Origin of the sequence: Corynebacterium lactis RW2-5 (assembly GCF_001274895.1) — a bacterium.
GTDB classification, from domain to species: domain Bacteria; phylum Actinomycetota; class Actinomycetes; order Mycobacteriales; family Mycobacteriaceae; genus Corynebacterium; species Corynebacterium lactis.
In genome coordinates, this window is sequence record NZ_CP006841.1 from 994,949 (window position 1) to 1,007,837 (window position 12,889).

Genomic DNA, 12,889 nt, shown 5'->3' on the forward strand with positions numbered 1-12,889 from the left:
GACACCATGGCTGAGAACTATCAGACCACCGGCCGCGAGGGCGGCCCCGTGCTCCCGGCATCATCACCTCAGATTGCCGAGCCAAAGAAACCCCGCAAAGACCGCACCCACTGGCTCTACATTGCGGTGATTATCGCAGTCGTCGCCGGCGTAGCGCTCGGCCTCTTGGCCCCGGGCGTAGCTGTGAAGCTCAAGCCGCTGGGCACCATGTTCGTCAATTTGATCAAGATGATGATTCCGGCGGTAATCTTCTGCACCATCGTGCTCGGTATTGGCTCGGTCCGCGCGGCCGCCTCCGTGGGTAAAGCCGGCAGCCTCGCACTGGCCTACTTCATCACGATGTCGACGCTGGCCCTCGGTGTCGGCCTGGTCGTCGGCAACATCATCGAGCCGGGCAATGGCCTCAATATCGAGGCGCACAAGGGTGCGGCCAGCGAGTTTGTTAAGAACGCCGCGGAAGCCAAGGGCATTGTAGGCTTCATCCAGTCAATCATCCCCGAGACGGTATTCTCCGCGCTGACATCCGGCTCTGTGCTGCAGACGCTGTTCATCGCGCTGCTTGCCGGCTTCGCGATTCAGGGGCTCGGCAAGGCCGGCGAGCCGGTACTGCGGGGTGTCGCACACCTGCAGAAGGTCGTGTTCAAGATGCTCGCCATGGTGCTGTGGCTCGCCCCAATCGGTGCGTTCGGTGCGATGGCTGCGGTCGTTGGTTCCACCGGTTGGGCGGCGGTGAAGGAACTCGCCATCCTGATGGTTGCCTTCTACATCACCTGCACCCTCTTCATCTTCGTAGTCCTCGGCCTCATCCTAAAGATCGGCGCTGGCTTCAACATCTTCAAGCTACTGCGCTATCTCGGTCGCGAGCTTCTGCTAATCGTGGCTACCTCTTCCTCCGAGTCGGCCCTGCCGAACCTCATGAGAAAGATGGAGCACGCAGGCGTCGATAAATCCACCGTCGGCATCGTCGTGCCCACCGGCTACTCCTTTAACCTCGACGGCACCGCCATCTACCTGACCATGGCCTCCATCTTCATCGCCGATGCCATGAACAAGCCGATGAGTATCAGCGAGCAAATCGGCCTGTTGATCTTCATGATTATCGCCTCCAAGGGTGCCGCCGGCGTCACCGGAGCCGGCATCGCGACTCTCGCCGCCGGCCTGCACTCGCACCGCCCAGAGCTTCTCGACGGCGTTGGCGTCATCGTCGGTATCGACCGATTCATGTCCGAGGCGCGCGCACTAACGAACTTCTGCGGTAACGCAGTTGCCACCCTGCTCGTCGGACGTTGGACCAGCTCCATCGACCGCGATCGAGTACACCAGGTTCTCGACGGAAAGCTGCCATACCGCGATACCGAGGACGACAGCCATGTGAACATGGCGCGTCCTGATGTCACCAATCCCGCCACGGCGACCCTGCAGCCGACGCCGCAGGTCGACTTGGATCACTACCGTCACTAGAAGACGGTGCGAATCAAGCGCCGAGGAGCCGTCGTAAAGCGGACGCGCACCTCGGCGCTTTTCCATGGGCTTCGGCGGTAAAGGGAGCGAGCGGAGGCGAGTGTGAGATAGGTCGCTCGAATGGTTTTTTGAAGGCTACAAGCGTAGCGTTAGCAAGCGGTGTGAAATGCCGGCGACAAAGTCGCACGGGAACTAGCAACGGTGGAAAATTCCCTGGTGGAACACCTTAGATGCGCGCAAACCGCGACCACATCCCCAGATGAAAGAAGAGATGGGGTTTCGGCGTGGCTTTTCTAGATTGAAAAGGCGAGCGCAATCGGGCGAAAACATGAGGGTGCCGACCTGCGGGCACTGGAAGAGAAATGCGTATTGGGCGGGTCAAGATGTGCGACCCAAATGGTGAGACAACAACTGTGAACAATGAGTGTGTGGGCAACAAGGCCCAGGAAGAGCCCCAAATGGCTGATAATGAAATGAATGTAAACGGCGACGAGATCCGCGAGGACTACAACGTGGCCCAGGAAGAAGCCCAGGGCGCGGAGGCTCCGGTAGAGGCCGTAGAGATTGCCGACGAGAAGCTTGCAGCGAAGGCAGAGGAAAAGGCTGCAGGAAATGCAGACAAGGACGAAGACGACGACACTGTCCGCTTCGACCAGCTGGACCTGCCGGACGAGATTGTCCGAGCAGTGCGCAAGGTTGGCTTTGAAAAGCCTTCCCCGATTCAGGCAGCGACGATTCCGACCCTGATGAGCGGCCGTGACGTCGTTGGCCTGGCGCAGACCGGTACCGGTAAGACCGCGGCGTTTGCTCTTCCGATCCTGGCTCGAATCGACCGCAGTGTGCGTGCGCCGCAGGCCCTCGTGCTTGCCCCGACGCGCGAGCTGGCACTGCAGGTGGCGGACTCCTTCCAGTCCTTCGCCGACCACCTGGGCAAGATTCATGTCCTGCCGATTTACGGCGGGCAGGCATACGGCGTCCAGCTTTCGGGACTGCGCCGTGGTGCACAGATCATCGTTGGTACCCCGGGTCGCGTCATCGATCACCTGGAGAAGGGCTCGCTGGACATCTCCGGCCTGCGTTTCCTGGTTCTCGACGAGGCAGACGAGATGCTGCAGATGGGCTTCCAGGAGGACGTTGAGCGAATCCTCGCAGACACCCCGGAGGAGAAGCAGGTTGCGCTGTTCTCGGCGACCATGCCGGCAGCGATTCGCCGTCTTTCCAAGCAGTACCTGACTGATCCGGAAGAGATTACCGTCAAGTCGCAGACTCGCACCGCGGACAATATCCGCCAGCGCTTCCTGATGGTCAGCCACCGCAACAAGCTTGACGCTCTGACCCGCATCCTCGAGGTCGAGGAGTTCGAGGCGATGATCATGTTCGTGCGTACCAAGCACGAGACCGAGGAACTCGCCGAGAAGCTGCGCGCCCGCGGATTCTCCGCTGCCGCAATCAACGGCGATATCCCGCAGACCCTGCGCGAGCGCACCATTGACCAGCTGAAGGACGGTCGCCTCGACATCTTGGTGGCCACCGACGTCGCTGCCCGTGGCCTGGATGTTGACCGCATCTCCCATGTGGTCAACTACGACATTCCTCACGACACCGAGTCCTACGTTCACCGCATCGGCCGCACCGGACGTGCCGGCCGCTCCGGCGAGGCGCTGCTGTTTGTCACCCCGCGCGAGGGGCGCCTGCTGCGTTCTATCGAGCGCGCCACCAAGTCCCAGCTGCACGAGATGAAGCTGCCGACCGTCGACGAGGTCAACGACTCGCGCAAGCAGAAGTTCTCCGATGACCTAACCGAGGCTCTTGCCGATCCGCAGGTTGAGGTATTCCGCGAGCTCATCGAGGAATACGCCGAGGAGCACGACACCCCACTGGTAGACATCGCCGCAGCGATTGCCGCCCAGGCCCAGTCCGGCGAGTTTTTGATGAAGGAGCCGCCGCGTAGCCGCCGCGACAATCGCCGTGGCAACGACCGCGACCGCGACCGCTTCGAGCGGGACCGCGGCCGTGGCGGGCGCGATGGCCGCTCCCGGGGCGAGCGCGGTCAGGGTAAGCGCGCCGAGCAGGTCGAGTTCGACCGTGAGGGCATGACCACCTACCGCATTAACGTGGGCCGTCGTCAGCACGTGCGCCCGGGCGCCATCGTCGGTGCCATCGCCAACGAAGGTGGCCTGTCCTCCAAGGACTTCGGCCACATCGACATCCGCGGCGACCACACCCTGGTGGAGCTGCCGTCGAACTTGCCTCAGCAGGTCATGGACAATCTCGCCGACACCCGTATCTCGGGCCAGCTGATTGGCCTGCAAGTCGACGACGGCACCTCCGTTGACGACGGCGACGACTACCGCGGCGGCCGTGATGACCGTCGTGGCGGACGCGGCGGCTTCCGAGGCGATCGTCGTGGCGGACGCGGAGATCGTGGCGGACGCGGTGGATTCCGCGGTGACCGCGATCGCGATGATCGTGGCGGACGCGGAGGCCGAGGACGTGGCGGTTACCGCGGAGACCGCGACGGTTTCCGTGGTGGACGCGGGCGTCGCTAAGCATAAGTTACGCCAGGCCCTGGCGCTGGGGTGACCTGGTGCTGGGGTCGGCGCTTCGTTTGCCCCACATAGAAAAATAGAGCTGCGTTTCTGCAAGGTTTCACCACGGTAGATCTCGTGGAGCCTCGCCGAAACGCAGCTCTAATTTGCGTTTTAGGCGCCCTTTTTAGGCGACTACTGCCGCCATCGGGCACAAATCAGCGCGAGTCTTAGACGAAGAACATCAAGACTGCGGCGATGAACCAAAGAGCGGAGAAGATTCCGGAGAACATCGCCAGCTGCTTCTTCTGCTTGTCCCAGTCGAGGTTTGCGGCTTTAGCGGCGCGCTCGGCGAAGTCCGGATCATCCGCGTCCTCGTCCTCATCAGCGACGCCGAGACCCGCCATCATGATGCGCTGGCGCGGGATAATCATGAAGAACAGAAGTGCCCACGCGACAATCGCCAGGAGGATGGCGGCGTGCAGCGCGCCGGCCTTGACGTAGGTCGAAATGTCCATGAACATCACGCCGAAGCCCAGCAGCGGTACCAGCAGGGACCACATGCCGTAGGTGCGGGAAATCGCGTGCATGGTTCGGGCGGCCCCGATCGTTCCTGCCTCGCCGCCGCGGGCTGCGAGCGCGAGCTTCGGGAACATGGAAATGGCGACGGTCACCGGTCCGAGCAGCAGAATCGCGGCTAGGACATGGACCATAGTGATAACGTTTTGCACGTCATACCTTTCTAGAATCGGTGAGCCCCGATACGTTGCAAGGGCATAAAAATTCGCCCGAGTCCTTGTTAAGACGTATCTCAGGGTGAGGGCTTGGAACTAACTTAACGGGAAAGTCATTTTTTCTCTATTCCGCACGCATCGGCTAGCGCATTCCAATCGTCCTTCGACACCGCCAAGCCCCATTTCAGCGTGACGCGCAGATACCGATTCGCATAACTGCACCGCAGCGCCGTCGAGGGCATCCATTCCCCGGGAGTTGCGTCCCCCTTGTCCCTATTGACCGAGCTGAGCGTGGGCACCAGGTTCGCCTCGATATCGTTGCCGAACTCTCTGCGCCGCTTCGCCTCCCATGCGTACGCCCCGAAGTCCCACGCCGCTGCCAGGGGATAGACATGGTCTATGTCCACCTCGTGACTGCCGACGCCGTCGCCCGTATAAGGGTCGGCGATTGGGGTGTCGTCGGCAAGCGAACAGCTCGCACCCCCGAACCACATCACCAGCACTCGGTGGCGGGTATTGCAATCGGCGGGGCCCGACCACACATCGAATCGATCGCGCTTGTAGCCGGTCACCGTGGGGCGAGACTCTACAACTCGCACCTGCGTCAGCTGCTTGCCGACGGCCTCGGCATCGGCCGCACTCGATGCAGGGGCAGGCATCGCGCCTAAAAGGCGCACGGCGAGGAATGCGACGAGGAAGGAAGTGACGGCGACGACGGCTAGGCCACGCACAGACAGAAAAACGCGCATACCTCTATAGGCGCGAAAACAGCGTTTTCGGTTCCATAGAAGTATGCGCGTCAAAAATGCGCGGCCGTAAGGGGTGAGAGGCGACTAGTCTCGGGCGGCTACAACGGCACGTTCGAACTGGTCGACAATCTCGCCGCTCGGCTTGGCGGTGGCGAGAGTTACGGCAATCATGACAACAGTCGCGGCGGCGAAGCCCGGGACGATTTCGTAGATGGTGTCGGTCAGCGGGCTCATTCCCCAGGCGAAGGAGACGATAGCGCCCGTGATCATGCCCGCAGCGGCGCCGGTGGCATTGAGACGCTTCCAGTAGAGGGAAGCCAGCAAGACCGGGCCGAAGGCGGCGCCGAAGCCCGCCCACGCGAAACCAACAAGGTTCAGAATCGAGCTGTTCGGATTAGCCGCGATGAGAGCGGCGATGATCGCGATTAGTGCCACTGCGACGCGAGAGAGCGTCATGTAGGTCTTCGGGCGCAGGGATTTGTTCACGGTCGCCTTGAACAGGTCCTCGATCAAGGCAGAGGAGGACACCAGCAGCTGCGAGGAAATGGTGGACATAATCGCCGCCAGCACCGCGGTCAGGATGAGGCCTGCAATCAGCGGGTGGAACAGAATCCTGGTCATGTCTAGGAAGATCGTTTCGTAGGATTCTGCGTCGGTGACATTCGCATTCGGGTTCGTTGCGAAGAACACGGTGGAGGTCAGCGCGACGATGACCGCGCCGAGCATGCACAGGAACTGCCAACCGATACCCCAGCGGCGACCTTCGGTGGCGTCCTTGGAGCTGCGTAGCGCCATGAAACGGACAATAATGTGCGGCTGTCCAAAGTATCCGAGGCCCCAGCCGAGAAGGCCGATGATCGCCAGTGCAGACGTGCCCGAGAACATGTTGAAGTAGCCCTCAACTGGCTTGCCATCGCTTCCGGGGTAGGGGTTGTTAGCGGCGAAGGAGAAGATATCGGCCACGGAGTTTCCGTGGTTGACCAGGTAAATTAGGCCTGCAACCGGCACCGCCGCCAGGGCTATGAACATGATGACGCCCTGCACCGTGTCGGTGTAGGACACTGCGAGGAAGCCGCCGAAGAGCGTGTAAGCGACGGTGATTGCCGCGACCAGGAGCATGCCGACGTGGTAGTTTCCGCCGAAGGTCGACTCCCAGTAGCGGCCACCGGCGACCATGCCGGAGGACACGTAGAAGGTGAAGAACAGCAGGATAATTAGGCCGGCCGCGACGCGCAGAATCTTTGTACGGTCATGGAGCCTGTTTTCCAGGAATGACGGAACGGTAATCGAGTTATGCGCAATCTTTGTGTAGCTGCGCAGGCGAGGGGCGGTGAACTTCCAGTTCAGCCAGGCACCGATGACGAGGCCGATGGCAATCCAGGTCTGGTTCAGGCCGGAGAGGTAAATCGCGCCGGGCAGACCCATGAGGAGCCAGCCGGACATGTCGGATGCTCCGGCGGACAGCGCAGCGACGAAGGGGTGTAGGCCGCGCCCGCCGATCATGTACTCGTCGTACTCGGCAGTTTTGCGCCATCCCGACCAGCCGATGTAAATCATCGCGAGCAGATAAATGCCTAGCGCGATGATGAACCAGGTCTGTTGGTCCACAGCAATCTCCTTAATAATTTCTTTCAGTTTCGTGTTCAGTGCTTTTAATCTCGTGCCATAGACGTTTGCATGTGACGGCCGTCATTGCAAAACGGCATCAGCAATTTCGACCCGTTTTGACCTGGGGGAATGTGGTTTCTTCCCAGGTATATGCCCACATTGGAGTCGGGTAAGGCTTCTGTCGGGGGTATTTAGCCATCGCGTTTAATAATGCTTTCCGACACTAGTTCGAACAGGTGTGCTAATATATTGAAGTATTGGGCTTGTATGCACGGATGCTGCGTCCAGAGTCTTTGATAGAACAGGTGCGACTCGTCAGGGGAGGGGCTGGGAAGGCATGGCAGAATCGAAAACTAGTCGCGGCGAAATGGATGGAGGTGGCGTGCGGTGGCTGAAGGTGAGTCGCTGACGCAGCTGCTTCTTCATGCGTTCTGGAAGGATGATTCGGGCCTTCATCTTTGGGTTGAACGCCCTGAGGGGCACCGAATTGTCGCCGAGGTCGATTTGCTGGAACTGCCGCCGGAACAACGCCGATTGTTCTCGGTATGGGGCCGCGGCGGTGATGCAACGGTGTCGCTGAAGTTGCGGACTCCGAAGGGGCGGCAGGTGGAGCGAAAGGTTCCCACCAAGGTGTTCCCGCCGTGGAAGGCCGTGCGGGTCCTGGCCCAGCTCCAGGAGGAAACGTACTCCCAAGCGATGGCACCTGATTTGTGCTTTTTCGTTGACGTTCTTCGGGGGCTCGAGCAATTTGCGAGAACGGGGCGAGCGTTAATTGGTCTGTCATGGGAAGACAAACAGTGGTGGCCGGTATGGCGGATGTCGGAGGGCTTGAGCGAGATCGCGTGGCGCAGCCAGGTAGTGCAGCGTACTCCGCCCGTCCTTGTAGAGAACGGAGGGGCGACGGTGGCTGAAGACTTCATAAACAGAATGTTCCACTGGACCGTCAATGCACTGCTGTCAGACCTGGATGAACCGGCAGCGCAAAGACAGAGTTTTGTGCGTGCTTTACTGCAGTCCGAGCCCTTGGATAGGGCTCTGCCCGGGGTTGCGTCTGCGTTGTCGAAGTGGCGATCTTCCGCGGATAGCGAAGATGCTCGGCTGCTCATGGTTATCGAAGAACCTGCGAATTTCGAGGCACAGCTGGAATCGGCGACTGACCTTGAATTGCCACAGTTGTTGGACATCGCCCGGGAAGACGAATTTTCGCCGGCGCGGGACCGCTTCAGCGGAGTCCTGTGGCCTCTGCGGATGTACTTCCGTGTAGGCGTCACGGCGCCGGAACGTCTGAACCCAGATATGTGCAGGCGTTCAGTATTGGCCATCTTGAGGCCTCAGCTTCAGCGGGCCCAGGAGGCATTTCCACCTTTTGCCGCGGCGCAGGCTGCGGGGTACGGGCTCGACTTGATGTTGACCTCGGAACAATTGGTCGAGCTGGTCTCTACCGGAATCGCCGAGTTAGCGAAGGTCGGAATTGACGTAATGCTTCCTGCCAATTGGAAGTCAGCGGAGACCGAGCTGCGGTTGCATACCCGAGTTCCCGATACCGAACCTGTTGGCCCGGCGGGGCGGCGTTCGGAGCCGAAGTTGGGCTTTAACCAGCTGGTTGATTACGAGTGGAAACTCGCTGTCGGCGATACGGTGCTGAATGATTCAGAGATGCGCCAGCTCGCGGAGTCGAGTACGGGCCTCGTCTACCTGCGCGATCGGTGGGTTCACGCTGACCCGGAGGTTGCTCGTGAGGCGCTGAAGTTCTTGGTCGAGCAAACCAAAGCGGGAGAGGAAACCGGCAAAGGACAGGTCTCTCTCAGGGAGCTCGTTTTCGCCGACGGAGTAGAGCGGAAGGCACCGGTTCCCGTCGCGTCACGCGACCCGGGGTGGCTTCGGGCTTTAGTCGCCAGCGCGGATTCAGAAAAGTCGGATGCGGTGGAAACTCCTGTACCCAACGGTTTCGTCGGACAGCTCAGGCCCTATCAGCAACGGGGGCTGACATGGCTTAGCGGAATGTCGAGCAAGGGATTCGGGGTCATTCTCGCGGACGATATGGGGCTCGGTAAGACGGTACAGATCTTGGCCCTTTTGCAGCGTGAGCGCGAGGAAAACCCGGCAGCTCCGGCAAGCTTGCTCGTTGCTCCTACGGGAGTGCTGCGGAATTGGTTGTCAGAGTCGGCGAAGTTCACACCGGAGCTTAAGGTCGGGCTACTGCACGGAGCGAACCGTCCGCAAGGAGAGGAGCTCGCAGAGTTCGTTGCAGCTCACGATTTAGTGGTCACCTCGTATGGCATCGCTACCCGTGAACGGGATGGGCTGAGTGCTATCGAGTGGGAACATGTTATTGCGGATGAAGCCCAGGCGATTAAGAACCCGAATTCCCAGGCCTCTAGGGCATTGAGGAGCATACGGTCTCGACAAAACATCGCAATGACCGGTACTCCAGTCGAAAACGATCTCGGCGAGTTGCGGACAATCATGGATTTTTGTAATCCGGGGATGCTGGGCTCAGCCAACGTGTTTCGCAATCGTTTTGCCATTCCTATTGAAAGAGACGGGAATGCAGAGATGCTCGCACAGTTGCAGGCTCTCACGGCGCCTTTCATCTTGCGCCGCATGAAGTCCGACCCGGCGATTGCGCCGGACCTGCCGGCTAAGAATGAGCATGTCGAGATGGTGACTCTCACGGCAGAGCAGGCTTTCCTCTACGAAGGCGCAGTAAAAGATCTCGAGGCAAAGATCAAGAGAGCGAAGCAGTCGAAGGCGGGTGAGTTCGGGAGAAAGAGCATTATTTTGTCCGGAATCATGAAGCTCAAGCAGATTTGCAATCATCCTGCGCATTATCAGCACGATGGTTCGGGCATGCTGAATCACGGGAGCCATCGCTCCGGGAAAGTTGAACGGCTAGAAGAGCTGCTCGATGACATCGTCGAGGCAGGTGAGAGGGCTCTCGTCTTTACCCAATTTGTTGAGTTTGGTCAGATGCTTTCCTCCTACCTCAGCAACCGTTTTGGAGTGAGGATTCCTTTCATCGAGGGTTCCATGACTCCGAAGCAGCGTGAGCGAGCCGTGACGGAATTCAGCTCCCCGGAGGGAGCTCCCGTAATGATTCTGTCGACGCTGGCAGCGGGTGTGGGAATCAACTTAACGGCAGCTAACCACGTCATTCACATCGATCGGTGGTGGAATCCCGCCGTGGAAAATCAGGCTACCGACCGCTCGTACAGAATTGGCCAGGTCAAGGACGTGCATGTCCACAAACTAGTCAGCGTCGGAACGCTGGAAGAGCGCATCGACGAGTTGATTTTTGAAAAATCCGAGCTTGCCGATGCCGTGGTGCGCGCCGGTGAAACTAAGTTGACTGAGATGGATTTTCACCGCCTACGTTCGCTGTGGCAGCTCGATCAATCGCGCATCGACGGTGTCAAAAAAGCGCAGCGTTCAGCTAAATCGGTGAAGGGAAGCGCCGTGGCGGGAGAAGACCCGTCCGATGGAACGGACTCCGATAATGTGCTCGTTCTGCGACAGAGGGGAGGGAAGTAAAAGATGTCGATTGACAACAACGATCCGGCTAAGGATGTCACCTGGGGCGACAACGTTATCTTCGCCGAGTTTGGAAAGAATCGAGCTGGTAACAAAAGCGGTAAACGGTGCAGAACGCGTCGCACAACGGGTGAGGCTACGCCAAGTGCGAGTTCGGCTATAGAAAAGCTGCTGGCGACGCAAGATTGGGCCGGGGCGTTTCAGGACGGTGCGCGTAGACGGAAAACGCGCGATGCTGTGGAACCACGTACAACGTTCGCGCGTTGGACATGGGAATTTATTCTCCGGGGCTGCGACGAAGGACGAATCCGTCGTGGCGAGAAATATTACCGAGAAGGCCAGGTACTGAGTACCCGCATTGCGGATGGTTACGTTCTCGGCGAAGTGCAGGGGAGCCAACTCGACCCTTTCTCAGTCTTTATCCGCTTCCCACGGCGTGACCGCACCGACGTAGATCGCGTTTTGCAATGGCTCGTCGATAATCCTGCTGCAATCGGTGATTTCGAGCGCGGTGAACTTCCTTTTGACCAGATGGAGGCTCTCCTGTGCGATACCGAAGAGCACGTTTACTGTGAATGCACGTGTCCTGATCCCGCGCCCGTGTGCAAGCATGTGGTGGCGGTCGCCTCGCAGCTAGTCTCGCAAATCGATGATGAGCCCCTCTCACTTCTGGAGCTCAGAGGATACCCAACCCGCGAGCTGCAGCGTCGGCTGGCGGAGCTCACCGCTGAAAAGCCGCGTCGTGCGCCTAAACGCCTGGGCCTCGGCGGACAGGTCCGGCCTGAGACCAAGCCGGAACTGAAAGTCGTGGACGAGACTTCGAGTCACGCTGAACCGGTTGCCCGGCCACGGCCTGTCGACACCGATTTTTGGGGGCGTGATCTGCCACGAGTCGAGGTTCCGGAATTGGAAGAAATCGATCCACTGGTGCTTACTGACCGCAGCTTGCTGCACGAAGCACTTCAGCCCACTTGCGTCATCTCGCGGGAGACGATTAGGGCGGTGTCCGACCTGGAAGACTGTTGGTATCACTTGAAGCAGGCTCTGAGCCTGTCTCAGCGGGAGAAGTAGGAGGGACGGCAAAACCATGGTGAGATTTATCCATACGTCTGATTGGCAGTTGGGCATGACTCGTTGGTTCCTCGAAGAGAATGAGGGCGAGGCACAATCGCGTTTTGACGAAGACCGTCTGGCTGCGATCGATCGAATCGGTGCCTTGGCGGTCGCGGAAGGCGCAGAGTTCATCGTTGTAGCTGGCGATGTTTTCGATTCGAATACGTTGCCCGAGCGAGTTTTTCAGCGCGCCGTCGACAGGATTTCTCAACTGCCCGTCCCGGTGTACCTGCTTCCTGGAAACCATGATGCTTTGGACGCATCGTCGATTTACCTACGTCCGGCTTTTAATAGTCTGAAGAAAGCCGGAATCCATGTAGTTAGAGATAGCGAGCCGATTCAGGTGCGGGAAGGCGTCGAAATCGTTGGAGTTCCGGTGAGAGGGAAGTACTCCGCTGAGGACATCGTTGGCCAAGTGGTATCGCAGTTGGAAGCAACTGAGGACATTCGCATCGTGCTAGCACACGGGCAGGTTGAAGGCTTCGGGCAGGATGCAGGTGCCACCATCGACATCGACGAGATTCGGAGCGCGCAATCCCGCGGAGCACTCGACTACGTCGCATTAGGTGATTCGCATTCCACCGCGCAGTTGGATGGCGCAGGGCGCGTTTGGTTCTCGGGCGCTCACGAGACCACAGCCTACGACGACAAGGAACACGATTCCGGAAACGTCCTGGTTGTGGACGTCGATAAGCCGAGGTCAACAGTCTCAGATGGAACATCTACGGTGACAGTGACCCCGACCCCCGTGGGCGCTTGGCATTTTCACGCGATTAGCAAAGACGTAATGAGTTTTTCCGACGTGGAAGATTTCTTCGCGGAACTAGATGCGCTGCCCGGAAAGACGACTACGGCAGTTAAGTACTCGCTTCGAGGCAGCGTGAATCTTGCGGAAATATCGGAGTTTGAAGCGCGCATGGCCGTTCAGGCATCTAGGTTCGCCGCGCTTTATCGCAGACAAAGTGGTAGCGATCTAACTGTGGTAGCCGAAGTGCACGACATCGAGCGACTGGGTCTCAGTGGATACCCGCTGAAGGCAGCTCACGAGCTCAGCGCTCGAAGCCAGGGGCATAACGACGATGGCACTTCCATTGCAGAGGAAGACCGGCAGGCGGCGGCAGATGCTCTGCGGTTGTTGGCCAGGCTAGTCGGGGAGAAAGAGTAA

The 12,889-nt window shown here is 59.4% G+C and carries 8 protein-coding genes; 5 read left to right on the plus strand and 3 right to left on the minus strand.

The genetic code is table 11. The features are described 5' to 3' along the window. Positions 1-6: 6 nt before the first annotated feature. Both CLAC_RS04310 and CLAC_RS04315 read left to right on the plus strand, forming a co-directional pair. Positions 7-1,461, plus strand: coding sequence for a cation:dicarboxylate symporter family transporter (locus CLAC_RS04310; RefSeq protein WP_053411849.1), 1,455 nt, complete (start codon positions 7-9; stop codon positions 1,459-1,461). Between the two features lie 383 nt (positions 1,462-1,844). Continuing rightward, positions 1,845-4,010, plus strand: a complete 2,166-nt coding sequence (locus CLAC_RS04315; protein ID WP_156324773.1) for a DEAD/DEAH box helicase — start codon at positions 1,845-1,847, stop codon at positions 4,008-4,010. Between the two features lie 209 nt (positions 4,011-4,219). Here the strand turns inward: CLAC_RS04315 and CLAC_RS04320 are convergent, their stop codons facing one another. The 3 genes from CLAC_RS04320 to putP form a co-directional block, all read right to left on the minus strand. Continuing rightward, positions 4,220-4,720 carry a hypothetical protein gene (locus tag CLAC_RS04320; protein WP_053411850.1) on the minus strand — a complete coding sequence of 167 codons (501 nt, stop codon included), beginning with the start codon at positions 4,718-4,720 and terminating at the stop codon, positions 4,220-4,222. Between the two features lie 116 nt (positions 4,721-4,836). Continuing rightward, on the minus strand, positions 4,837-5,472 hold the full coding sequence (locus tag CLAC_RS04325; protein WP_053411851.1) for an HNH endonuclease family protein: 636 nt from the start codon (positions 5,470-5,472) through the stop codon (positions 4,837-4,839). Positions 5,473-5,556: 84 nt separating this feature from the next. Beyond that, the gene (putP, locus tag CLAC_RS04330; RefSeq protein WP_053411852.1) at positions 5,557-7,080 is read right to left on the minus strand and encodes a sodium/proline symporter PutP; all 1,524 of its coding nucleotides are present in this window, start codon (positions 7,078-7,080) and stop codon (positions 5,557-5,559) included. Between the two features lie 387 nt (positions 7,081-7,467). Between putP and CLAC_RS04335 the strand changes: the two genes are divergently transcribed. The 3 genes from CLAC_RS04335 to CLAC_RS04350 are packed head-to-tail and all read left to right on the plus strand — an operon-like array spanning position 7,468 to position 12,889. Further along, positions 7,468-10,611 carry a DEAD/DEAH box helicase gene (locus CLAC_RS04335; RefSeq protein ID WP_082313108.1) on the plus strand — a complete coding sequence of 1,048 codons (3,144 nt, stop codon included), beginning with the start codon at positions 7,468-7,470 and terminating at the stop codon, positions 10,609-10,611. 3 nt (positions 10,612-10,614) lie between these two features. Then, a complete protein-coding gene (locus tag CLAC_RS12270; RefSeq protein ID WP_082313110.1) occupies positions 10,615-11,682 on the plus strand; it encodes an SWIM zinc finger family protein in 1,068 nt (355 codons plus the stop codon). Between the two features lie 16 nt (positions 11,683-11,698). Beyond that, positions 11,699-12,889, plus strand: a complete 1,191-nt coding sequence (locus tag CLAC_RS04350) for a metallophosphoesterase family protein (RefSeq protein ID WP_245621977.1) — start codon at positions 11,699-11,701, stop codon at positions 12,887-12,889.

Coding starts and splice junctions, on each gene's coding strand:
- CLAC_RS04310 (WP_053411849.1), top strand. CDS start 7: ATGGCTGAGAACTATCAGACCACCGGCCGCGAGGGCGGCCCCGTGCTC.
- CLAC_RS04315 (WP_156324773.1), top strand. CDS start 1,845: ATGTGCGACCCAAATGGTGAGACAACAACTGTGAACAATGAGTGTGTG.
- CLAC_RS04325 (WP_053411851.1), bottom strand. CDS start 5,472: ATGCGCGTTTTTCTGTCTGTGCGTGGCCTAGCCGTCGTCGCCGTCACT.
- CLAC_RS12270 (WP_082313110.1), top strand. CDS start 10,615: ATGTCGATTGACAACAACGATCCGGCTAAGGATGTCACCTGGGGCGAC.
- CLAC_RS04350 (WP_245621977.1), top strand. CDS start 11,699: ATGGTGAGATTTATCCATACGTCTGATTGGCAGTTGGGCATGACTCGT.